The sequence below is a fragment of the Atribacter laminatus genome (genome assembly GCF_015775515.1).
Taxonomy (GTDB): Bacteria; Atribacterota; Atribacteria; order Atribacterales; family Atribacteraceae; genus Atribacter; species Atribacter laminatus.
Map to the genome: position 1 here is coordinate 1,395,013 of NZ_CP065383.1, position 22,386 is coordinate 1,417,398.

Consider the following 22,386-nt stretch of genomic DNA (forward strand, 5'->3'; position numbering starts at 1 on the left):
GTTTTTTCCATTACAAAAAAATGGCCGGAATAAGAAGTAATTTTTAATAAACAAAGGAGGATAAAATGGTTGATCCAGCTGAAAAAATTGGGAGCATATTAGGAGAAATTGAACGAACCAAGGGAATAGTGAAATCTCCTGATAGGAGGTCTGCCTATTTGACTCCGCTTTATACTCAGTTAGCTCAAGAAATTATTAACGAAGTGAAGAAGCAGGTAAAAGAAGATATCATGAAAGAGCTACGAGATGAAATAAGAGGGACCTCATTCCTTGAATAAATTTTTTAAATATTAAATTTTATTCAACCAATACGATGATAAGAAATATTTATGGAAATTCGCCGTAGTCCATTACAAGAATTGCTCTGATAGCAATAAACTATTTGATAAGCGTATAGACCTTCATACCAAGTTGTGGCAGCAGATGAGGATAAAAATCCAAATTCGACATGCCATGGCATGTCGCTACATTAAAATTCTTTTTTAGGGGCTTGATTTATCATGCTCTCATATAGGTTTCCAGGATAGACCGTCATGCTGCTTTGCAGCACCAGATGAAGATGAAAATACCTACCCAGAAATCGTTGCCCCCTTTAGCAAAGGGGGTAAGGGGGATTTGAGTTTTTGTAAACCAATCGAATCCCAATACTTCCCCCTTTAACCAATGGGAGAATAATAAAAAATGAATCATGAGATTGCCACGACCTCAAAAAACCAGGTCTCACAATGACGACTCAAAGTTCCTTCTCCCTTGATGGGAGGGTATGATCCGGACACATAGGTAACAGAAAGTTCCTGACACATAGGTAACACTTTGTATACTACTGGCATAAGGAGGAATGCCTTATGCCATGGACGGAGGTACACAAAGTGGATCTCAGACAAGAATTGATTTATCGTTATCTCAACAAGGAAAAGGTGACAGATTTGTGTCGAGAATATGGAATCTCTCGAAAAACCGCCTATAAGTTTATTCATCGTTTTCAAGCCTTTGGTTTGGATGGACTTAAAGATCAATCCCGACGTCCTCATCACCTGGCGGGTCAAACTGATGCCCTGACCGAGCAAATGATTCTGGATACCAAATTCAAGCATCCCAGTTGGGGAGCTAAAAAGCTCAAGCCCGCCTTGGAAAGACAGTATCCCGATATTGTCTTTCCAGCAATCAGTACCATCAGTGCCATCTTATCTCGCCATGGACTGGTGAGATCACACCCTCGTCGATTGAGAAGAAGTGTGCCAACCAGTCAACTTCGAACCAGCCATGAACCCAATGAGATCTGGTGTGTCGACTTTAAAGGACAATTTCGAACCCAAGATCGGAAATACTGTTATCCTTTAACCATCACCGATCACTATAGCCGGTATCTCCTTGCCTGTGAAGCTCTTTCCTCTCCCAGCATTCAAGAATCCCTTCCGGTCTTCAAAGAGTGCTTTTCCACATATGGTCTTCCCCAGGTGATCCGCAGTGATAACGGGAGTCCCTTTGCTTCTCTTCACTCTCCCTTTGGACTCACTCAACTCTCGGTGTGGTTAGTGAAACTCGGCATCATCTTAGAGCGCATTGATCCGGGACATCCAGAACAAAATAGCCGTCATGAACGGATGCACCGCACCTTAAAAGAAGAGGCCTGTCAAAAACCAGCCACCAATCTTTTCACCCAACAAGACCGCTTTGAAACCTTTAAAACCATCTATAACACCGTACGACCCCATGAAGCAATCAACCAAGAAACCCCAGCTTCCTGGTACCACAAAAGTGACCGGCCCTATCCAAAAACCTTAAGTGATTGTGAATATCCTCATCATACGCTCACTCGTAAAGTCGATTCCTCAGGACGGATTTCTCTTTATGGCAACCGTCTGATCAGAATCAGTAAAGTCTTTGCTGGTGAACTTCTCGGATTCAAAGACTATACTCATTCCTGGTTAGTTAGTTTCTCTACCTATGATATTGGTATAATTGATAAAAAGACCCTTACTTTTGAATCAACGGAGATTCAAGATGATTAAAAAGTGTTACCTATGTCCTTAGACTAAAGTGTAACCTATGTCCCCGTTCGTACAGAGAAGGTGAGGGTGAGGATGAAAGCTCTGGATGACGAATGAAAAGCACCCTCCCCGCCGCGAAAGCGGCACCCCTCCAAGGAGGGGAATTGCTGAATTCATTCCCCCATTGAGGGGGGATTAAGGGGGGGTGTGCCTTTTTCTTTTTTTGTTTATTCTTTTTTCACCAATATTGGTATTTTCAGGATAGACCCTCATGCTGCTTTTGCGGCACCAGATGACAATGAAAATATGTAAATACCAATCGATTTCCCCCTTTAGAAAAGGGGGTGAGGGGGATTTGAGTTTTTTACTGTTCCGTCATTGCGAGGAGCATCCTATGCGACGTGGCAATCTCTGCCACCTAATTTGTCATTCTGAGGAGTCCGGTGTCTTCTCCCGGACGACGTGAGAATCTCATCCTTTTAAATCTTTTCCAAAATTAAAATATAAAAAGATGAGATCCTCACGGCTTCTGAATGCGAAGCCTCAGGATGACGGATTAAAGAATTCATCTGATGGTATTTTCAGGATAGAAACCAAAACCATAATCCGATTAATAAATAGACCAAAAATTTAAAACCCATTAAAAAGTTATGAAGAGAAGGGGTTTGGGGATGGGGAATTATGTCTGGAAATAATCATCAGAATGATAAGACTTCAGAGGCATCCAACGAAAAAAAACCGAGCCAGAGAAGGGTGAAATCTAAAAAAATGGAATACCTTGGAGCAATCATTGGGAACTTCGTTCTCTTGTATATCGTCAATCATCTAATGCAATGGCACATTCCTTTCATCACTGAAAATTTTTATAAAGTTCTCCCTTATATGAATTGGTCAATTGGTGCTTCTATTGTGGTAAATATTCTCTATATTTTTTTTGATCAAAAGTTTATACGTTTGGGAACTGTGCCGGTATTAAATATTCTTAGTTTATTATCAGTATTTATCTCAACTTTCGCACATAAATAAATGCTAAAAATCCTTGATTATAAAGGGTTTTTTAATGAAAACACCCCTCCTTTCTGGTAGAATTGACTTAGGAAAAAAAACCAATCACCACAAAGAGAGAGGTGTCTTCATGACTATCCTACCAGAAAATTTGGAAAATGAAAGGACTCTATTCCCAATGTTTTCCTCCTTTATGAAGGAGTTCAAATTGAACCAGCTTTTCCGGAAATGTTCCATCCGGAAAGAGAAAGGGTTCCCAGTCAAAGACGTCTTTCAGATGATCTTTCTCCTTGTCTTTACCGGAAAAAACGTCTCTGGGATATTTTGCTCCAAGAATCCCATTTTTCAAGGAAAGAAAGACACTCTTTACCGTTTCCTCCACAAGACTGGTGGGAACTGGCGTAAATTCCTTTTCCTCTTGAGCACCAAAGTGGTCTCTGAAGCGCTCCTTCCTTTTACCAGTTTGAAACGCTACACCTGGGTGGTGGATGATTCCCCCTATGAACGGCCTCGGAGCTTGAAAGTTGAAGGGCTCTCTCGATTCTATGATCACGCCCAAGGACGGTTCAGTCGGGGTTTCAGAATGCTCACTTTAGGACTCACCGATGGTGCTACATTCATTCCCTTTGCTTTTTCATTGTTAAGTTCTCACCAAAAAGAAAACCAGCTCTGTCCCATGGATGCCTCCATTGATGGGCGGAGCAAAAGAGCTCACCTTCGGAAAGAATCCCAAGAAAAAACTCCAGAAGTCTTCTTCAACCTCCTGGATGGAGCCTTAAAACACTGTCCTTTGGTCTCAACTATTCTCTTTGATAGTTGGTTCAGTTTTCCAGCCCTCATCCGCAAATGTGCTCTTCGCGGATTATCAGTGGTGTGCATGCTCAAAAACACCCCAAAAATTTACTATTCTTTTGGTGGAAAAGTTCTTTCTCTTTCCTCTCTTTTCAACCGGATTCAGAAAAGACCACAGGGTCCGATCCTTGGATCTTGTGTGATTAATCTCAATTTGACTGATAACCCCCTGTATGCCCGCATCGTCTTGGTCCGAAGTGAAAAACAAAAAAACCAGTGGCTGGCACTTCTTTCAACCGATCTGTCTCTTTCTGAAGACGAGATCGTCACCCTCTATGGGAAACGCTGGGATATCGAGGTTTTCTTCAAGATGGTGAAATCCTTCTTGAAACTCACTCGAGAATTTCAGGTTCGATCCTATGATGCTCTGGTATCCCATACCAGTATCGTCTTTATCCGCTATATCATGCTCGCGGTTATTGCCCGGAGAAACACCGATCCCCGAACCTTTGGCGAGCTTTTCTATGCCTGCTATGATGAAATTCAGGATATCACTCTTATGGAAGCACTCACTCTTCTTCTTGAGCTCCTGAAGACGACCATCAAACAGATTTTCGTTCTTTCAGAAGAAAGAGTCAAAGAGCTAGTTGCTTATTTTGTGAATAGTCTTCCAGCGTGGTTGAAAGGAAAAGTACTATTATTGAACTGCGAAAGTTGAGTATTTATGTTATTTAAAATTTTTCCTTTTGATTTCAAATCAGTGGGAATGGGAGTCTTGAATCAAGTCGGTAAAATATTGTTAGGATTGGTAGTGGTGGGAGTCGTCATTAGTATCGTAGTGGATTGGTACAAATTAATCCGAGATTATTAAATTTTTTACCTGGTTTTTTCGCTTTGTTTTGAGATTTTATAGGAGGAACGGAAATCGAAGAAGTTCTTTTAATGTTTATGAGTGCCCTGATCTATGCCGGAATATTTTTAATTATCACCCTTCCTTTCAGGATTTTCGGTGCTTTTCGAAAGGGACAGAAAGAGATTGCCATCCGAAATATTTTTATTTGGGGCACCATGGTTTTAACGTTAATTCTTCTTGAAATATCTAAGCTGATAGATATTGAAGAATATCTGTTTTTCTGGTAATTAAATTACTGAGAATAATAAGTGTGATTTTACTATGTTTATAGGACCACTTCATTTTTTTTAATGAAAAGTTGACAGGGAATGAGGCGGTCTCTATTATGAATAATACAAAAAGTTAATGTAAGCGAATATTGAACTATAGGAGGAAAGAAATGAAAGGAAAAGTATTTTTTATCGTTGTTATTGCTCTATTGGTTTCAATGGTTTTGGGTAGTACCGTGTTAGCAAATGAGGAAAAGACATATATCGTTGGGATTGATGGTGATTATTACCCCTTTTCATTTATTGATAAAGATGGAAATCCAGCTGGATTCGACGTTGAGTCCATTCAGTGGATAGCGAATGAAATGGGTTTTAAAGTGCAAGTCGTTCCAATGGCATGGGATGGGATAATCCCGAGCCTTTTGGCCAAAAAGATTGACCTCATTTACTCGGGAATGACAATTACTGAGGAAAGAAAGCAGCAAGTTGATTTTTCTGATGTTTATTGGGTTGTCAATCAAGCAGTAGCAGCTCGTGAAGGTGAAAATTTGGATATTGAGAGTTTTAAAGCAGGAAAATACACTGTTGGAACCCAAAGAAGTTGTACCGCGGCTATGTGGATTGAAGATAATTTAGTAAAAACTGGAATTCTTCCTAAAGATAACCTCAAACTTTATGATAACTTCCCCTTGGCGGTAAATGATTTGATTAATGGTCGAGTTCAGGTGGCTATGATGGATGAACCAGTCGTATCTAAAGCAATTGATGGAAAACCTCTGATTAAAATTGGAGTAATTAGTACTGGAGAAGAATACGGAATCGCTATTCGTAAAGAAGATACCGCTTTAAAAGATAAATTGAATGAAGGGCTAAAAAAGTTGATGGCTTCGCCCTTTTGGGAAGAACTCATGGTCAAATACGAAATGAAGTAATATAATTTTCGAGATCAATAGAGTTTTATTAGGGAGCAGGAATAAAGTATCTTGCTCCCTAATTTTTTTCATCTCACAAAGAATATTCAGTTTACCATTCACTCTATTTGAATTATCAAGTATAATCACTTTCAGTTATTTATAACACTGAGTAATTTTAGTTGAGGTGGCACCATTGCAGGCAGTTATTGAGTCGTTTCCCTATATCATTTCTGGTATGGGTGTGACACTTGGATTGGTTGGATTGGCATTGGCATTGGGATTGATGGTAGGTATCCCGATGGCAGTTGGACAGGTTTATGGAGGAAAATGGACCGGGAAATTCATTGCTTTTTATGTCTGGATCTTTCGAGGGCTTCCCAACTTGGTTTTATTGTTTCTATTTTATTTTGGTATATTCCCGCTTATGGGTTTGAATGTTTCGGCTTTTTTTATTGGTGCACTGGCTTTGGGCTTAAGAAGTGCTGCTTATCAAACTGAAATATTTCGAGGAGCCATTTTGTCTCTCGGCGAAGGGCAGATGTTAGCTGCCCGATCATTGGGTATGAGTAAAAATCAAGCCATATTAAACATAATGCTTCCTCAGGCACTCCGAATTGCTTTACCGGGGTGGTCAAATGAATACCCAATTTTACTCACCGATTCATCAGTTTGCTACGCTATAGGTGTCATGGAAATTATGACCCGGGGAAATCAAATGGTGACTCGAACCTATCAACCAATGCCGATTTATTTTGCTTGTGCCTTAATATTTATTTTAATGAATTATGGTGGTTTAAGTCTTTTTCGTGCAGTTGAAAAACGGGTTCATGTTCCCGGTTTTGGAAGTAGTGATCAATCATGACTGATTCAAAATATGTCCTTGTCGTTGAAGATATCCATAAATCTTTTGGAGAAACTGAAGTATTGCGGGGTGTCTCTTTCCAGGTAGCCAAAGGAGAGACCCTGGTTTTTATTGGACCCTCGGGTACCGGGAAAAGTACTCTGTTGCGCTGTGTTAATCAATTGACTGTTCCTGACCGTGGGAAAGTATGGCTCAATGGTGAAGAGGTAGTCCATTCCCATGGAAAAATAAACCTTTATCGTCAAAAAATGGGGATGGTTTTTCAAAATTTTTACCTGTTTGATCATCTTACTGCCTTGGGAAATGTTGAAATATCCTTGCTAAAAGTTAAAAAAATGAACAAAAAAGAAGCCAAAGAAAAAGCCATGCATGAGTTGGAACGGGTTGGCATGGTGCAAAAAGCTAATTTTTATCCAGCTGAGCTATCCGGAGGACAGGCTCAGAGGGTATCTATAGCTCGCGCTTTGGCAATGGATCCGGAAGTCATGCTATTTGATGAACCGACCTCGGCTTTAGATCCGGAGTTAACCGGAGAAGTCTTGGATGTTATGAAAAATCTTGCTCAAGCCGGAATGACCATGTTGGTCGTTACTCACGAAATGGGATTTGCTTCCTCGGTAGCCAATCAAATTCTGTTTTTGGAAGATGGAATTATTTTGGAAAGAGGATCACCGGAGAAAATTTTTTATCGACCTGAGTTTGAGCGAACTCAAAGGTTTCTCAGCAAAATGACCGAACTATACGGTGATCTGGGTCAAAAAAATGGATAGTTACGTATTTATTCAGGAACAACTCCTTCCGGCTCTTTTAGAAGGAACAGTGGTTACTGTCAAGCTTATTCTGCTTTCGGTACCTTTTGGTTTGTTGACCGGGATTTTTATTGCTGTCGGGCGAGTCTATGGAAGTAAATCAATTTCAATGTTTTGTCGGCTCTACGTTTTGTTTTTTAAGGGCTGCCCCTTATTACTGCTTTTATTTATGATATATTTTGGTTTGCCTCCCTTAGGAATATCGTTCTCGCCAATAGTAGCATCAGTCTTGGGATTTGTGCTTTGTAACGGGGCGTACTCCTCGGAGTATATCCGAGGTGCGATTCAATCGGTAAAAATTGGTCAAATCACTGCTGCAGAAGCCTTAGGAATGACTCGTTTACAGGGTGTTTTGTATATAATTCTTCCCCAAGCTTTTCGTCGAGCACTTCCCGGAGTGGGGAACGAGATTATCTATTTAATTAAATATTCTTCTTTAGCTTATATGATTACCTGCATCGAGCTGACTGGTGCTGGGAAAATTGTTGCTGCTCGCTTTTTTCGTTTTACTGAAACATTTATTGTGATTGGAATCATTTATTTGATATTGGTAACCATAGCAACAAAGTTACTCAATTTCGCTGAAAGAAAGCTCTATTACCCTGGCATGGGTCCTACTAGCTTTAAGGGTTAAGTTGTCATACCTCATCAAAACACCAAATGAGTATGAACATACCTTTATTCAAATTATTACCCTTCTTTATCTCCCTTAATCAAAGAGATAAAGAAGGGTAATTTACTCATGAGATTACCGCGTCGTCTAACCAAAGAACGGTTGGTCTCCTCACAATAACGGATTTAGGTTCCTTCTCCCTTGATGGGAGAAGGTGAAGATGAGGGTGAAAGTCATAATAAAAAACTAAGCTTGGTGTTTTAAAATAAAGCTTGAGAGAAATGTCTGGGTTTCCCCCTTGCCTTGATTCTCTCCCACCAGGTGAGAGGAAAAAAAGAAAAATGGGGGAGTAAAGATTCGTTATTTATAAATAAGATATTTCTCTCTGACTCTTTTAAATATCTCTAAGGACTCTTGATAATCTTTTTTTATATCTTGACAGGAAACATCATTTTCTATTAATTGACCAATTAAACCTGTCCCCATAATTTTATCGAACATGGTTAATTCATTTACACTTTTTGGCACAGGATAAGAAATCAATTTATGGGAACAGGATAGAATGCACAAACCGGTAGAGACCGGCTGAAAGGTTCTCATATCGGTGATAGAAAGACGTACTCCACCGAACTCTCCTTTGGTTTCAGGAACAAAGTGAACCCCTGGAAGACCAATTTGCTTCAATTCTTGGGCAAAAATTCGGGAATCAATGCCTTTTCCTCCAACCCATTTAAAATAATCACCTTGTCGAATTCCCGTCCCTTCACCCAAACCAGTAGCCATATATAATAAAGCCGAAAGGAAATCAGGAATCATTGGTGAAGTGGGAATCCAATAAAGACCAGTATCGGGAAACATCATATCACGAAAATACCCATCCATGGGCACGACGATTAATTTCACTCCAATTAGACGGTTAAAATAGCGTGCTATTTCACCAATGGTCATACCATGTGCCATTGGAAGGATATCAACACCGACGAAGGTGAGGAAATCCTCTTCAGAAATTGGTCCATCAACGATGAGCCCACCCAGGGGGTTAGGACGATCTAAAACCACGACAGTTTTTCCATTTTCCTTGGCAGCCCACATACAATAGTTGAGAGTAGATATATACGTATAAGTACGAGCTCCAATATCCTGGATATCAAAAAGAAGGAGGTCAACATTCTCTAACATTTTAGGAGTTGGTTTTCTCGTTGGTCCGTATAAACTGTAAACGGGAATTTTAAATTGATCGTGAAGATAGGATTCAACGTATTCACCGGCCTTAGTCTTGCCATCCAACCCATGTTCGGGTGCGAATAAGGCTACCAGGTTGGTTTGATTATTATTAGCTAAAAGATCAACAGTTGATTCAAATCGACTATTTAATCCGGTTTGATTGGTAATTAATCCTATTCGCTTTCCTTTAATAAGGTCGAAATGTTTTTCAAAAAGGACCTCGTTTCCTAATTTGATTTTAATGTTCTCATCATAGATATGAGAAGATAAGATATTCAGAAGGATGATGAATATACCAATAAAAGAAATAAATTTTATAATTTTCTTCATATTTTTATCTTATATTTTTTCAGTAAGATAAACAATACTCAGCTATTTTTAATGCTTTGTCACACCGACTTTTTTCACACAAAAAAAATTTTTCCAATCCCTTTTTTTCATCTCGACTTTTCGTTATAATTCTCGCAATTATATATAAATAGGAACTGGAATCACGCACGATACGAGGCAGAAAATGTGTTTGAAATATTGGTAATTGCTTTTGGACTTGGTCTTGATGCATTTTCTTTAGCGGTAGCTTTTGGAATGTGTCAGAAAGTATGTACCCTCAATACTAGATTTCGTTTATCTCTGTCTTTTGGTCTCTTCCAGTTTTTTATGCCTCTGGCTGGTTTTTATGCGGGGCTTAAAGTTGCCCGATTTACTGAATCTATTGACCATTGGATTGTTTTTGCGATATTGAGCTTTGTTGGAGGAAAAATGATTTATGAAGCTCTGAGTAAGGACGATAATGAAACTATGGTTGATATTAGCCGGGGAATTCCCTTGCTGATAGCTTCGGTTGCTACCAGTATCGATGCCTTAGCCGTCGGATTTTCTTTTGCACTGCTAAAGGATGGGATTCTTTTTCCTGCAATTATTATCGGTATAGTTGCTTCAATTATGACTTTTGTGGGAGTAACTTTTGGTTATCGGGTGGGAAGAAAATATATTTCGAAACCGGAAGTTGTAGGCGGAATAGCAATTGTATTAATTGGGTTTAAAGCTCTTTTGGAACACTTTATTAGTTGAGGAAACCAATCTTTAAAAATTCGCTGACAAGGACGATGAGAAGAATGAAAGAAAAATGCATTTTTGGTCCGGTTCAATCAAGACGCTTAGGCATGTCACTTGGTATAAATTTAACTCCCTATAAAACTTGTAGTCTCGATTGTGCTTATTGTGAGTGTGGAAAGACTACCGATTTAACTATAATTCGAAAGGATTATATACCTATTGAGCAGGTTCAGAAAACCTTAAAAAGGTATTCGAAAAGTTCATTATTTCGATCGAAACCTCCAAGCTGCGTGACTTTCGCCGGATTTGGGGAGCCGACCCTTCATTCTGGTTTTGGATCAATTGCTCAATTTGTTAAAAAAACCTTTCCTGATCAACATTTAGTACTCATTACTAATGGAACGCTTTTCCCAACTCACCCCGAGCTATTCCAAGAAGTTCAACCGATAGACATCATTCTTCCTTCGCTGGATGCTGGTAGTGAAGAAATTTTTAAAAAGATTGACCGACCTCATCCCTCAATAACTTTAGCTTCTTTAGTCGATGGATTAATCCAATTGCGGGAAAACTATCACGGACAAATATGGTTGGAGGTATTCATTGTTGAAGGAATCAATGATAGCGAATCCGAGCTTTACCTAATAAGAGATGCTATAAGCCGCATTTCACCTGACCGGGTTCAATTGAATTCCTTGGACCGAAACCCTGCCGAAGATTGGGTCAATTCAACCTCTCCCCAGCGATTAATTGCCATCGCTGAGTTCTTAGGAGCAGAACTCCTCTCGAAAAATTCCATTAACATTCAAGTCGACGCCTTGGTGTAGGAACTGAATTTTTTGGGATGGAAACGAGTCTGCTTCACCAACAAATATCTTTACCCTTGGTGAACTGGTTTGATACTCATCAAAGGAAACTTCCCTGGCGTGAGGAATATTCTCCCTATTCAGTATGGATTTCTGAAATCATGCTCCAACAAACCCAAGTCGACCGGGTGATTCCCTACTATCTCCGCTGGATGCAACGATTCCCTACCCTTGAATCGGTATCAATAGCTTCTTATGAGGAGTTATTAAGGCTATGGGAAGGGATGGGGTACTATTCCAGAGTAAAATTTATTCATAAAACGTCGAAAATTATTTTAAATCAGTTTGGTGGCCAATTTCCCGAGAACCTTGATGAGCTTCTTAAGCTTCCTGGTATAGGACCCTACACAGCGGGTGCCATCATGAGTATTGCCTTTAATCAAAATTATCCTCTGGTTGATGGGAATGTAATACGGATTCTTGCTCGAATTTTTAATATTGAAAATTCAGTTGAACATAGAGAAACCAAAAATTTTATTTGGAAAAAAGCTGAGGAACTCATTCTCCCTGGGCGGGCTCGATGGCTTAATCAGGCATTGATGGAATTAGGTGCGCTTATTTGTACACCCAAATCTCCGGTTTGTCAGGGGTGTCCGGTTCAAAAACCTTGTTTGAGTTTTCATCTTGGATGTACTGAACAAAGGCCAGTAGTTCAACCTTCAAAAAAGGCCATTCCAATAAAAGTGGTTGTGGGGGTTCTTCAAAAAGATGGTTTGTTCTTTATTCAACAAAGACCTGCAAATGGTTTGATGGCAGATTTATGGGAATTTCCTGGTGGAAAAATAAACCAGGGAGAAAGACCCGAGGATGCTTTGGTTCGGGAATTTCAAGAAGAACTTCAATTTAATGTTCAAGTCGGGGAAAAAATTATAACTTTGAAGCATGGATATACTAACTTTTCGGTGACTCTTCATGCCTATTTTTGTAAATTAGTTCCAGAAAATCAATCACCGATCCTCCATTTTGCCTCCGACTATCGCTGGATTAAATCCGAAGATTTCAGAGCTTACGCTTTTCCTGCTGCTAATCGCCGATTAATAAATTTATTAAATAAACTATAGAATAATTAGGGTGAATACTTCAATCGAGGTAATTAAAAAATTTTGAATTGAAAAGACCAAAAACTACCCTTTTTTTGTGTCAAATAATATTGAGAGTTTCCTTTTTGTATTTCTTTAACCTGAATTCTTGTATTAAAAAGTTTAAAGATTTTATTATTGGTCCTTTTTTATATTCTCATTTTCAAAATTGCATGAAGTAAGCAAAAGGCAAGTCTTTTCTGAATGGTATAAATTGAATTAGACAGGTATCATATGAAATATTTTAAGGTGAATCTTTTAGAAAGATAATTCGTAAAAAATTCTAATAGATATAAATATTTATTGATTAATATGAATAGTGTCTTATGGTTAAAGGATTTTTTTAAAGGAGGGAAATGAATGTATAAAACACTTCTTATGGTTTATTCTTGGCTTTTGTTAATTATGGGTATTTTAGGAGCCATTCCTGGTATTGGAATAGGAACTGAACCAATATGGCATGCAGTTTTAAAAATTATTTTAGGATTGATTGGTATTTTGGTAACTTTTAGGAAAGAAAAATAGTAAGATTCGAGATTTACTGAGTAATTATCATAAAGCCGGTCTGAGTTCAGACCGGCTTTATGATTTATGGACGACTTCGGCAATCGCTTGAATATGTTTTTCGGTAGTCCCACAACATCCCCCAACCAGGTTTATATTCAAATCGAGGAGCTCTTTAGCGCCCTGAGCGAAATCTTCAGGCGTTTCGCTATAAAAGACCTGGCCGCCTTGAACTTTCGGAATACCAGCATTAGGTTTACACAAAAGATAACCAGGATAATGTGATCGATAAACACCAGCTATTTTAACCATTTGCTTCATACCTGTACCGCAATTGGCACCTAAAACAGCGATCGGATAGGATTGAAAAACTTGGGTGATTTTTTCCGGTGTTTCACCCATCAAAGTGGTAAACCGTCCATCTTCTCGTGGTTCAAAAGTAAAGCTGGATATAACCTCGCCGCCAAGCTCTAAAATAGTTTCGGTAGCAGCTATTGACTCGGCTGATGATATAAAAGTTTCTAAATTAAAAATTTTGATTCCTTCGGAAAGAAGTATATCTACCTGTTCTTTGAAAACATCTTGGACGTCTTTTTTGGTAAGGTCACCATAAGGTTCAATAAAATCTCCTACTGGTCCTAATGATCCACAGAGGAGCGTGGAAGAACCAAGGGTTTCGCGAGCAATTTTCACGGCTTGACGATTGATTTCACGGATTTTTCTTTCTAATCCGTATTTTTTAAGAATTAAGCGATTTGATCCAAAAGTATTAGTTTGTACAATATCTGAACCTGCTTCAACATAACTGCGAATAATATCGTAGACAATGTCGGGGTGAGAAATATTCCACTCATCAGGAAGATGGCCAGCCGGTAATCCTGCTTTTTGTAAACGTGTTCCCATGGCTCCATCGAGAACCAATTTTTTCTTTGATAGTAAGTCAGTAAGCATAGTTTTGCTCCTGCTGAATAAAACCTTTAATCAAGGTATATACAATTAACAGTCTGGGGATATTATTCAATATTTATTGAAAGAAATCAATAAAAAGTTAATGTTTTTCTAATAAAAACTCAATTATAATATTAAGGATCATGTTTTGACTTAAAGTTTTTGGTACAATAAACTTTAGGAGTAATAAAAGAGAGCAAGTGAATAAAAAAATAAATTACCATTGAGTTTTTAATTTTTTTAAGAATAAGCCAATAAAGAATCAAATATTTGATAGATTAACGGGGGTGTTGAAATGTATTTATTAGGAACTGATATAGGAACACAAGGAACAAAGTCTGTTCTGGTTAATGAGAAGGGTGAATTGATAAGCGAAGGCTTTAAAGAATATGGAGTTATAACCCCCAGACCTTCCTGGGCGGAACAATGGCCGGATATTTGGTTGGATGCGGTGGTAGAAACCTTAGCGGAATGTGTGAAAAAGTCAGGGATCAAACCATCTGAAATCGCAGGAGTTGCCATCAGTGGTCTCTATGGTGGTTCAGGAGTGCCGGTGGATAAAGATATGAATCCGCTAAGACCATGTTTAATTTGGATGGATCGACGAGCTCGTGCTGAGACCCAGTGGGTGAAAGATAATGTTCCCAAAGAAACCATATTTGGAATTACCGGAAATTATGTAGATTCATATTTTGGATTTACCAAGATGATGTGGATTCGCAATAACGAACCGGAAATTTGGAATAAAATTTATCAGTTTGTTACACCCAAGGATTATGTTGTATATAAGCTGACCAATCAATTGGCTATTGATTATTCTTCGGCTGGTAACATCGGAGGTGTATTTGATATAAAAAAGCGAACTTGGTCGGATGAAATGTGTCAGATATTAAATATCCCTCGAAGAATGTTATGTGAACGCATCGTGAAATCCTCTGATATTGTTGGACCATTAAATCGAGAGTTCTCTAATCGGACCGGACTTCTGGAAGGAACTCCAATCGTTGCAGGTGGTATCGATGCGCCAGTTGCACAGCTTTGTGCTGGAGTATTGAGCGAAGGTGAACACGTAGCCATGGCAGGTACCTCAATGTGTTGGGGTAGTGTTCACGGGGGACAATATCTCACTCCAGGTTTGGTGAGCATGCCTTATGTAGTATATGATGATCAAAAAATATATACATTTGGTGGAAGTGCTACCTCAGGAGCCTTAGCTCGTTGGTTTCGGGACGAATTTGGTCAGTATGAGAAAGAAGTCAGTAAAAATACTGGCATATCAGCTTATACTTTACTTGAATTAGAAACCAACGGAATTGGGCCTGGGAGTGAGGGAGTCATTGTTCTTCCTTATTTTATGGGCGATCGTTCTCCGATTTGGGATCCTGATGCTCGTGGAACGATTATGGGTTTGTCTCTCTATCATACTCGAGCTCACGTTTACCGAGCTATGTTAGAAGCGGCAGCTTATTCATTAAGACATAACATGGAAGAAGCAATTAAGGTTGGAATGAAGCTCGATCCCGACTGTTGGATTGTAGGCGGTGTCGCCAAATCAAATTTTTGGGTTCAAATATTTGCTGATATCACTGGATTTAATATGAAAAGACTTTCAAAAGATGTCGAAGCACCCTTTGGCGATGCATTTCTGGTTGGTTTGGGAACCGGGGTTTTCGATAAACCCGAACGTATCAAGGAATGGGGCGATTTTCGACCAGTTATTACTGTTAACCAAGAAAACCATGCTCTTTATAACAAATACTATAAAGTTTTCCGTGATCTCTATGAAAATACCAAAAACATCATGAAAGAGCTGGTTGAGATATAATATATAATTGTTAAAAAATATTTATTGTTTGATTGTGGAATAGAAAAAGATAAATTCCACAATCAATTTATCAAAAAAAAATTGAATGTCGAATTCATTGTGAGAAAATAATGGTAATATTAAACAAGAATAGGTTAAAATAGAGCCTTGGAGAGGAAAGAAATGAATAGTCGAGAACGAATCAGGAAAACAATAAATCATCAAGAACCCGATCGAGTCCCTCTGGATTTGGGAGGGATCGTAAGTGGTATTACTCGAGTGGCTTATCGCAACCTCAAAAATGAACTTAATTTTCCAATTTCTTCAAGTGAATGTGTGATTGATCGAATTCAGCAGCTGGTAAAACCTGATGAAAAGATTCTTGATCGGTTTCAAATCGATACCAGGTATGCTTATCAAGAAGTTCCTCAGGAAATATGGAGCAAGGATACCCCGGATTCTATTTGGGTGGATGAATGGGGTATAAAGCGGCGTTTTACTGGACTCTATTTTGATATGATAGGGCATCCGCTTTCTCAAGTGGAATCCCTAGCAGATCTTAAAAAATTATCATGGCCTGATCCACATCAAGATCAAACCTCCTATGATTTACTTCAAAACCAAGTTGAAAAATTATATCAAAGCGAGAAAGCGATTATTGTCAATATCATTGGCTCCTGTTTTGAATTTGGTTGGTATCTACGTGGGTTTGAAAAAATTATGATGGATTTGGCACTCAACCCTGATTTAGCCTGTGGTATTTTAGATATTATGCTTGAGTTTCAAATAGGACAATTTGATGAGTTGCTTAGTCGAACTGGAAACCTTGTAGATGTGATTCTATGTGGGGACGACTTAGCCACTCAGAATAGTCCGTTTGTTTCTCTTGATTTTTATCGCCGGTATATTAAACCTCGCCAGAAAAAGCTCTACGATTTTATCAAAACCAAAACCAATGCGCCCATTTTTTATCATTCCTGCGGTGCAGTATCTTCTTTCATACCAGAATTAATTGAAATTGGCGTTCAAATCCTTAATCCGGTTCAAGTAAAAGCACGGGGTATGGATTTATGCAAACTAAAAAAAGAGTTTGGGAAGCAAATAGTTTTCTGGGGTGGGATTGATACCCAATACATTCTTCCTTTTGGAAAACCATCGGAGGTTCGAGACGAGGTACGGCGCCGGATTGACGAATTAGCTCCAGGAGGTGGTTATATATTGGCGGCAGTCCATAATATTCAGGCCGATGTACCGCCCCAAAATATTATCGCTATGTTTGAAGAAGCTATTCAATATGGGAGGTATTAAAACCTGGAATTCCTGATAGGAGGTGGTGCGATTAAATAGGTTATTAAGAATTAAATTCTAAATGAAAACTGAGAAAAATATTAGGAGGGCAGAAAATGAAAAAAAATTGGTTAATTTTATTAATTATTACGGTGTTAATGATAAGTATGTCTTCTCTCGCTTTTGGTCAGGAGAAACCTGGCGAGGGTATGTACTTTCGTTTAGTAACCCATGGTGGCGATGACCCCTTCTGGGCGGTTGTCCAGCAAGGTATGTTGGAGGCGGCCAAAGAATTAGGTTGCCAGGTTGATATTGATTTAGCTGGTTCGGATTTAGCTCTGCAGCAAAAAAGATTGGCTGAAGCCGTCGCTCAAAAACCGAATGGGATCGCTTTAGTTGTTAATGATGATACCGCTTGGGATAAACCGGTTGAGGAGGCTTTGGCTGCTGGTATACCAGTTATTGGAATAAATAACGACGATTCTCAAGGCCCTGCTGGGAATAAGCGACTTTGCTATATCGGCCAAAGTGAAGAAAGAGCTGGATACATGATTGGATTACGCTTGTTCCAGGAAGCAAAAGAGAAGGGAATTGATCTCACCAAAGCTCACGTAGCCATGCCGGTTGAAGTTCCGGGAGCTAATTACGGTGTTGTTCGTTCTAATGGTATTAAAAGAGCGGGCGAAGAATTTGGAATCACTTCGTTTGAGATTATTGATGGTGGCGGTCTGGAAATGACCACCATGGAACAAAGAGAAACTTCCTATCTCTTAGCTCATCCAGAAACCACTTTTATGATCGGTTTAGGTGGAATCGCTACTGACCGCTTGACCGATTCTCTTAAGGCTGCTGGTAAAGAACCGGGTGAGGTTATTGCTGGAGGATTTGATACCACTGCTGCAACTCTTAACGGATTACGGGAAGGGTATGTAACGGCAACTATCGATCAGCAGCAATTCTTGCAGGGTTATTATGCAGTATATGTACTTTATCTCTACAATAAATATGGATTTACTCCAAATATAGATACCGGTGGGTACTTGGTTGATAGTATTGAAAAGATTGACTTGATTGAGAAGCTTTCTCCATTACATGTCAGATAAATTTAGATTCCGGCTGGTCGCTAAAGTAACCAGCCGGAATTTTCTGATGTTATACCATACCATATGATAAAAGAGGTCGGAAGATGAACTCCTTACGAAAAATATTGACCTTCCGCTCATCAAACACTTTATGGGTTTTTATCGCTTTAGTAGTTGTTTTTTCCCTTTTTACTCCCAATCGGATTTTTATTAATGTACGGAATATTTCTGCCATTGGAAAACTTTTTCCTGATCTGGGGATCATTACCCTCGGAGTCGGGATGTTGATGGTATGTGGAGAATTTGATCTGTCGGTAGCAGCAGTACTCCCTTTTTGTTCGTACGTATTTGCACGTCTTCTTTTTATTGGAACCAGTCCATTAATCAGTTTTATCGTTGCTGTTTTAGTAGGCATGGTTTTAGGCTATTTAAATGGATTTATTACGGTGAAAACCCGGATGCCTTCGTTTATTACTACCTTGGGAACTCTGTGGTTTTGGAGAGGAATTCTCTATGTTTGGTCCAAAATGATGCCCATGAGTATTCGTACTTATGTTCCCAATAACACTCCTTTTCAGTTGGCCATGGCCGGTAATTTGACCCCCTATTTTCCTGTCCAGGTACTGTGGTTTCTCATTTTTGCTGTGATACTGGGAATTATTCTCCATTATCATCGCTTTGGAAACTGGGTGTTTGCTACTGGAGATAATCGAGATGCTGCTCGAGCAATGGGAATCAAAACCGATTTGGTAAAAATTATCTGTTATGTCATCGTCGGTGCTTTATGTGGTTTCTGTGCCTGCATGCAAGCGGTTCGGCTTGGTTCTTTTGCTGCAACGCAAGGAGTTAATTTTGAGTTTAAAGCAGTTGCAGCCTGCGTGGTCGGAGGGACTTCTCTCCGTGGAGGAATCGGAAGCATGCTAGGAATTGTTTTAGGGGCGCTTATCATTCCAATCATTGATAATGGTCTCATACTCATGAGAGTTCCGGTGTTTGCGATTAGTGCTTTTATTGGTTTAGCAACCGTTCTATTTGTATTGCTTAATACATATATTGAAAGGAAAATGAGATAATTCACTTCTAACAAAGTGAGGTTTAGCCGATGACAACAGAAACCAATCAGAATAATGATATGGTGAAAATGGTCGATATCCATAAATGGTTTGGCCGGGTATATGCCCTGAGAGGGGTTGATTTTAACCTCAAACGAGGTGAAACTTTAGGTTTATTGGGAGATAATGGTGCCGGCAAATCGACCTTGATTAAGATTCTTTCAGGGTATCATGTTGCCGATAAAGGAGAAATTTTTTTTGATGGAAAAAAAGCCACGATTCGCTCTCCCCGAGACGCTCGGAAGCTTGGGATTGAAACAGTTTACCAAGAACAAGCTTTAGCTCCCAATTTAAGCATTTCAAGAAATATCTTTATGGGTCGAGAGCCATTGAAAGGATTAGGACTACTGGATAAAAAAATAATGGACGAGGAAAGCATGCAAGCGCTCAAACACTTGGGGTTGCGATTGCGTTCACCTGACGTTCCGGTGATTACCCTTTCAGGAGGGGAGCGTCAAGGTGTTGCAATTGCTCGAGCTATCCATTTCAAAGCCAAGTGTGTTATTCTCGATGAGCCAACCGTTGCCCTTTCGGTGAAAGAAGTAAATGAAGTTTTAGAATTCATTCAGCAGATTAAACGTGAGGGGATATCATCTATTTTTATTACCCACAACCTTTATCATGTATACGATATTGCCGAACGGTTTGTGATTATGGCTCGAGGAAGAAAAATGGCCGATGTAAAAAAAGAAGAAGTAACGCGTGATAACCTTTCGGACTTGGTGATAAAAAGTGCTATGGTTGAATAAAATGGAATTTCTGGGAGAAAGGAGCAATGGGAAAACCGGTGAAACAGCAAAATAGTTATTTAAAAAAATTATTAACTACCCGGTCGTTTAGTATCCTGGTGGTTTTGATAGCGCTTCTCATCATATTTACCGTTTTTTCTCCCGGTGGTAACTTTTTAAATACTGCAAATTTAAAAGTACTTCTGGCTTATGGTTCGGAATTTAGTATTATTGCATTAGGAGTCGGTGTACTGATGATTGCCGGAGAATTTGATTTGTCAATTGGCTCCATCCTGGTTTTTTGCTCATATCTTTTTCTGATATTTTATAAACTCAACTTAAATTATTTCTTAGTATTAGCATTGACCATCTTAGGGGGTATTGCCCTTGGCTATATCAATGCAATAGTCACAACCAAAGGCCATATTCCTTCCTTTATAACTACCTTGGGAACCATGATGTTATGGAGGGGATTAACCCTCTGGTTTTCAGGAGGCCTGCAACAAGCTTGTGATGTTTCTTCGTCTCCAGCTTTTCTTTCTTTTTTAAACGGCACAATAGGAGGCGTGTTTCCGGTTCAAGCTTTATGGTTTATTATATTTGGAATTGTTTTAGGATTGTTGCTTCATTACACCCGCTTTGGAAACTGGATCTATGCGACTGGTGACAATGCTGACGCAGCGCGGGCTATGGGGATTCGAACCCATATGGTAAAAATGATGGCATTTATCATTGTTGGAATTTTGTGTGCATTTGTGGCTGGAATACAGATCGCACGGGTAAGTTGTTTTACCTCCCGAACCGGTGAAGGTTGGGAGCTAAAAGCAATTGCCGCCTGTGTAGTGGGAGGGACATCCCTACGGGGTGGCATTGGTGATATGGCTGGAATTTTTTTAGGTGCTTTTGCCATTTCGGTGATTGAAAATGGTTTGGTGGTTCTGAGAATTCCCTATTTTTGGACCTACACAGTATTTGGTTTAGTTATTGTATTTTCAGTTTTATCCAGTATGTATTTAGAAAAGCAAAAATGGGCTCAAAAATAAAAATATTTTAGAAAAGTTATAAAAAGAGCACTTATTTTAGACAAATTTTTGATAAAATAGTACAATCCTTAATAGGTATTAATTTTTTGGTTGGGTTCTTTCATAATACAGTTGGGAGAAGACCTTAAGGGTCTTCTTTTTTTTTGGATTATTTATCTTAGGCCTTGTTGGAGCAAAATTCGGGGAAAAGTGATATGGAATTAATTGTTTTGAGGGAAATATTTTAATATATTTATTGTTTTTGTATGCTATTGGCGTAAAAGCACGGAGGTGTTATGGTGCACTGGTTCTGGGACGAGGTTTGGATAAGACCGGGAGTTGCGTTTTTTATCGTTTATCTTTTTATTTACTGGGTTTATCAAATTTTAATAGCTGTACGTGGTGCATGGAGTCCACCACCACTTCCTCGTGCGAAAAACTTACGTCGATTTGCCGTTTTAATTCCAGCCCACAATGAGGAAAGAGTGATTGGAAATTTATTAGAGAGTTTATTAAAACAAACATATCCCAAAAATTACTTTGATATATATGTTTCCTGTGATAATTGTCAAGATAAGACTGCCAAAATTGCCAAAAGTTATAATGTAAAGGTATTAGAAAAACACGATAATGCCCACCTAGGTAAAACCGGTAATGTTCAATGGGCTTTAAGAGAAATTCCTTTGGAAAAGTATGATGCTGTGGCGATGTTTGATGCTGATAACCTAGCTGAAAAAAATTTCTTAACCAAAATGAACGATTACATGGAAAGTCATTCTAAAGCCCAAGCCATCCAGGGATATCTCGATACCAAAAATCCCGATGATACTTGGATCAGCCGATCATATGCATTAAGCTATTGGTATACCAATCGATTTTGGCAGTTGGCTCGTTCCAACTGGGGACTTTCGGCTGCTTTAGGTGGAACTGGACTGGTTGTTACCGTTAGTTGTTTAAAGACCATAGGATGGGAATTAAAAAGTCTCACCGAAGACCTTGAGTTTTCTACGCGGATTATTTTGAGCGGGAGTCGGGTTCACTGGAATAACGAAGCCATAATATTTGATGAAAAACCGCTGACTTTTTGGGCATCCCGTCGGCAACGAACTCGTTGGATGCAAGGGCATTACTGGGTACTCATGAAATATGGTCCCCGTTTGTTATTACAATGGTTTAAAACTTGGAAAATACAATATCTTGATTGGTTATTTTACCTTCTTTCAGCAGTAACAACGGTGATAGGATTCACTGTACTCGCTGTTCGAATAGCAATTGGTTCATCCTGGAATTTTGGAATTTCTATTTGGCCCCTCTGGCTGGCTTCGGGTTTAATCCAATGTGCCTTTAATGTGATTATGGGTCCTTCCTTTTATTGGGGGAAATTTACTTTGCGCTACGTTCCTGATATATTGAGTTATTTTCTTTATGGATTAACCTGGCCACCGATTATGTTTTATGCGGCTTTTTTAAGTCGGAATCAAAACCAATGGGTGAAAACGGTTCATACCAGGGATATTGGCGTTTCTGATGTTCGTGCTAAAGAGAAAACATTAGATATTATTTAATATC

At 39.1% G+C, this 22,386-nt stretch carries 23 protein-coding genes; 21 read left to right on the plus strand and 2 right to left on the minus strand.

Features of this window, described 5'->3' with window-relative positions; translation table 11 throughout:
• Window positions 1-65 precede the first annotated feature (65 nt).
• The 10 genes from RT761_RS06395 (at window position 66) to RT761_RS06440 (ending at window position 8,129) form a co-directional block, all read left to right on the plus strand.
• The gene (locus RT761_RS06395; protein WP_218113241.1) at window positions 66-278 is read left to right on the plus strand and encodes a hypothetical protein; all 213 of its coding nucleotides are present in this window, start codon (window positions 66-68) and stop codon (window positions 276-278) included.
• Between the two features lie 567 nt (window positions 279-845).
• Window positions 846-2,012: an IS481 family transposase gene (locus RT761_RS06400; protein ID WP_218110800.1), complete on the plus strand. Its 1,167-nt coding sequence runs from the start codon at window positions 846-848 to the stop codon at window positions 2,010-2,012.
• A gap of 660 nt (window positions 2,013-2,672) precedes the next feature.
• Window positions 2,673-3,017, plus strand: coding sequence for a hypothetical protein (locus tag RT761_RS06405; protein WP_218113242.1), 345 nt, complete (start codon window positions 2,673-2,675; stop codon window positions 3,015-3,017).
• Between the two features lie 34 nt (window positions 3,018-3,051).
• Window positions 3,052-4,506 (plus strand): IS4 family transposase, encoded by a 1,455-nt coding sequence (locus RT761_RS06410; RefSeq protein WP_218113243.1) that lies wholly within the window; start codon window positions 3,052-3,054, stop codon window positions 4,504-4,506.
• Between the two features lie 6 nt (window positions 4,507-4,512).
• Window positions 4,513-4,659, plus strand: a complete 147-nt coding sequence (locus tag RT761_RS06415) for a hypothetical protein (RefSeq protein ID WP_218113244.1) — start codon at window positions 4,513-4,515, stop codon at window positions 4,657-4,659.
• A 71-nt stretch (window positions 4,660-4,730) separates the two neighbouring features.
• Window positions 4,731-4,928 carry a hypothetical protein gene (locus RT761_RS06420; protein ID WP_218113245.1) on the plus strand — a complete coding sequence of 66 codons (198 nt, stop codon included), beginning with the start codon at window positions 4,731-4,733 and terminating at the stop codon, window positions 4,926-4,928.
• Window positions 4,929-5,080: 152 nt separating this feature from the next.
• Complete coding sequence (locus RT761_RS06425; RefSeq protein ID WP_218113246.1) at window positions 5,081-5,842, plus strand: transporter substrate-binding domain-containing protein; 762 nt, start codon at window positions 5,081-5,083, stop codon at window positions 5,840-5,842.
• A gap of 166 nt (window positions 5,843-6,008) precedes the next feature.
• Complete coding sequence (locus RT761_RS06430) at window positions 6,009-6,686, plus strand: amino acid ABC transporter permease (RefSeq protein ID WP_343073758.1); 678 nt, start codon at window positions 6,009-6,011, stop codon at window positions 6,684-6,686.
• On the plus strand, window positions 6,683-7,456 hold the full coding sequence (locus RT761_RS06435) for an amino acid ABC transporter ATP-binding protein (RefSeq protein ID WP_218113248.1): 774 nt from the start codon (window positions 6,683-6,685) through the stop codon (window positions 7,454-7,456). Before RT761_RS06430 ends, RT761_RS06435 begins: the two co-directional genes overlap by 4 nt.
• Window positions 7,449-8,129, plus strand: a complete 681-nt coding sequence (locus tag RT761_RS06440; RefSeq protein ID WP_218113249.1) for an amino acid ABC transporter permease — start codon at window positions 7,449-7,451, stop codon at window positions 8,127-8,129. The genes RT761_RS06435 and RT761_RS06440 overlap by 8 nt, the downstream gene beginning before the upstream one ends.
• A 339-nt stretch (window positions 8,130-8,468) precedes the next feature.
• On the opposite strand, the gene RT761_RS06445 is transcribed toward RT761_RS06440, so the two are convergent.
• Entirely contained in the window at window positions 8,469-9,662 is a 1,194-nt protein-coding gene (locus RT761_RS06445) for a DUF1343 domain-containing protein (protein WP_218113250.1), read from the minus strand.
• A 186-nt stretch (window positions 9,663-9,848) separates the two neighbouring features.
• Here RT761_RS06445 and RT761_RS06450 point away from each other — a divergent pair, with 186 nt between their 5' ends.
• The 4 genes from RT761_RS06450 (at window position 9,849) to RT761_RS06465 (ending at window position 12,855) form a co-directional block, all read left to right on the plus strand.
• A complete protein-coding gene (locus RT761_RS06450) occupies window positions 9,849-10,403 on the plus strand; it encodes a manganese efflux pump MntP (protein ID WP_218113251.1) in 555 nt (184 codons plus the stop codon).
• Between the two features lie 44 nt (window positions 10,404-10,447).
• The gene (locus RT761_RS06455) at window positions 10,448-11,212 is read left to right on the plus strand and encodes a radical SAM protein (RefSeq protein ID WP_218113252.1); all 765 of its coding nucleotides are present in this window, start codon (window positions 10,448-10,450) and stop codon (window positions 11,210-11,212) included.
• 17 nt (window positions 11,213-11,229) lie between these two features.
• Window positions 11,230-12,312 carry an A/G-specific adenine glycosylase gene (gene mutY / locus RT761_RS06460; RefSeq protein WP_218113253.1) on the plus strand — a complete coding sequence of 361 codons (1,083 nt, stop codon included), beginning with the start codon at window positions 11,230-11,232 and terminating at the stop codon, window positions 12,310-12,312.
• A 378-nt stretch (window positions 12,313-12,690) separates the two neighbouring features.
• Complete coding sequence (locus RT761_RS06465) at window positions 12,691-12,855, plus strand: hypothetical protein (protein WP_218113254.1); 165 nt, start codon at window positions 12,691-12,693, stop codon at window positions 12,853-12,855.
• 57 nt (window positions 12,856-12,912) lie between these two features.
• On the opposite strand, the gene RT761_RS06470 is transcribed toward RT761_RS06465, so the two are convergent.
• Window positions 12,913-13,785 carry a homocysteine S-methyltransferase family protein gene (locus tag RT761_RS06470; RefSeq protein ID WP_218113255.1) on the minus strand — a complete coding sequence of 291 codons (873 nt, stop codon included), beginning with the start codon at window positions 13,783-13,785 and terminating at the stop codon, window positions 12,913-12,915.
• 292 nt (window positions 13,786-14,077) lie between these two features.
• Between RT761_RS06470 and RT761_RS06475 the strand changes: the two genes are divergently transcribed.
• From RT761_RS06475 to RT761_RS06505, 7 genes are all read left to right on the plus strand, one after another.
• A complete protein-coding gene (locus RT761_RS06475; RefSeq protein WP_218113256.1) occupies window positions 14,078-15,607 on the plus strand; it encodes an FGGY-family carbohydrate kinase in 1,530 nt (509 codons plus the stop codon).
• A gap of 162 nt (window positions 15,608-15,769) precedes the next feature.
• A complete protein-coding gene (locus tag RT761_RS06480; protein WP_218113257.1) occupies window positions 15,770-16,894 on the plus strand; it encodes a uroporphyrinogen decarboxylase family protein in 1,125 nt (374 codons plus the stop codon).
• A gap of 95 nt (window positions 16,895-16,989) precedes the next feature.
• Entirely contained in the window at window positions 16,990-17,976 is a 987-nt protein-coding gene (locus RT761_RS06485; protein WP_218113258.1) for a substrate-binding domain-containing protein, read from the plus strand.
• A gap of 83 nt (window positions 17,977-18,059) precedes the next feature.
• Window positions 18,060-19,028 (plus strand): ABC transporter permease, encoded by a 969-nt coding sequence (locus tag RT761_RS06490; protein WP_218113259.1) that lies wholly within the window; start codon window positions 18,060-18,062, stop codon window positions 19,026-19,028.
• Between the two features lie 29 nt (window positions 19,029-19,057).
• Complete coding sequence (locus tag RT761_RS06495; RefSeq protein ID WP_218113260.1) at window positions 19,058-19,816, plus strand: ATP-binding cassette domain-containing protein; 759 nt, start codon at window positions 19,058-19,060, stop codon at window positions 19,814-19,816.
• Window positions 19,817-19,842: 26 nt separating this feature from the next.
• Window positions 19,843-20,838, plus strand: coding sequence for an ABC transporter permease (locus tag RT761_RS06500; protein ID WP_218113261.1), 996 nt, complete (start codon window positions 19,843-19,845; stop codon window positions 20,836-20,838).
• 275 nt (window positions 20,839-21,113) lie between these two features.
• Window positions 21,114-22,382: a glycosyltransferase family 2 protein gene (locus RT761_RS06505; RefSeq protein WP_218113262.1), complete on the plus strand. Its 1,269-nt coding sequence runs from the start codon at window positions 21,114-21,116 to the stop codon at window positions 22,380-22,382.
• Window positions 22,383-22,386 lie beyond the last annotated feature (4 nt).

Coding starts and splice junctions, on each gene's coding strand:
- RT761_RS06395 (WP_218113241.1), top strand. CDS start 66: ATGGTTGATCCAGCTGAAAAAATTGGGAGCATATTAGGAGAAATTGAA.
- RT761_RS06400 (WP_218110800.1), top strand. CDS start 846: ATGCCATGGACGGAGGTACACAAAGTGGATCTCAGACAAGAATTGATT.
- RT761_RS06405 (WP_218113242.1), top strand. CDS start 2,673: ATGTCTGGAAATAATCATCAGAATGATAAGACTTCAGAGGCATCCAAC.
- RT761_RS06410 (WP_218113243.1), top strand. CDS start 3,052: ATGAAAACACCCCTCCTTTCTGGTAGAATTGACTTAGGAAAAAAAACC.
- RT761_RS06415 (WP_218113244.1), top strand. CDS start 4,513: ATGTTATTTAAAATTTTTCCTTTTGATTTCAAATCAGTGGGAATGGGA.
- RT761_RS06420 (WP_218113245.1), top strand. CDS start 4,731: ATGTTTATGAGTGCCCTGATCTATGCCGGAATATTTTTAATTATCACC.
- RT761_RS06425 (WP_218113246.1), top strand. CDS start 5,081: ATGAAAGGAAAAGTATTTTTTATCGTTGTTATTGCTCTATTGGTTTCA.
- RT761_RS06435 (WP_218113248.1), top strand. CDS start 6,683: ATGACTGATTCAAAATATGTCCTTGTCGTTGAAGATATCCATAAATCT.
- RT761_RS06440 (WP_218113249.1), top strand. CDS start 7,449: ATGGATAGTTACGTATTTATTCAGGAACAACTCCTTCCGGCTCTTTTA.
- RT761_RS06445 (WP_218113250.1), bottom strand. CDS start 9,662: ATGAAGAAAATTATAAAATTTATTTCTTTTATTGGTATATTCATCATC.
- RT761_RS06455 (WP_218113252.1), top strand. CDS start 10,448: ATGAAAGAAAAATGCATTTTTGGTCCGGTTCAATCAAGACGCTTAGGC.
- mutY (WP_218113253.1), top strand. CDS start 11,230: ATGGAAACGAGTCTGCTTCACCAACAAATATCTTTACCCTTGGTGAAC.
- RT761_RS06465 (WP_218113254.1), top strand. CDS start 12,691: ATGTATAAAACACTTCTTATGGTTTATTCTTGGCTTTTGTTAATTATG.
- RT761_RS06470 (WP_218113255.1), bottom strand. CDS start 13,785: ATGCTTACTGACTTACTATCAAAGAAAAAATTGGTTCTCGATGGAGCC.
- RT761_RS06475 (WP_218113256.1), top strand. CDS start 14,078: ATGTATTTATTAGGAACTGATATAGGAACACAAGGAACAAAGTCTGTT.
- RT761_RS06480 (WP_218113257.1), top strand. CDS start 15,770: ATGAATAGTCGAGAACGAATCAGGAAAACAATAAATCATCAAGAACCC.
- RT761_RS06485 (WP_218113258.1), top strand. CDS start 16,990: ATGAAAAAAAATTGGTTAATTTTATTAATTATTACGGTGTTAATGATA.
- RT761_RS06490 (WP_218113259.1), top strand. CDS start 18,060: ATGAACTCCTTACGAAAAATATTGACCTTCCGCTCATCAAACACTTTA.
- RT761_RS06495 (WP_218113260.1), top strand. CDS start 19,058: ATGACAACAGAAACCAATCAGAATAATGATATGGTGAAAATGGTCGAT.
- RT761_RS06500 (WP_218113261.1), top strand. CDS start 19,843: ATGGGAAAACCGGTGAAACAGCAAAATAGTTATTTAAAAAAATTATTA.
- RT761_RS06505 (WP_218113262.1), top strand. CDS start 21,114: ATGGTGCACTGGTTCTGGGACGAGGTTTGGATAAGACCGGGAGTTGCG.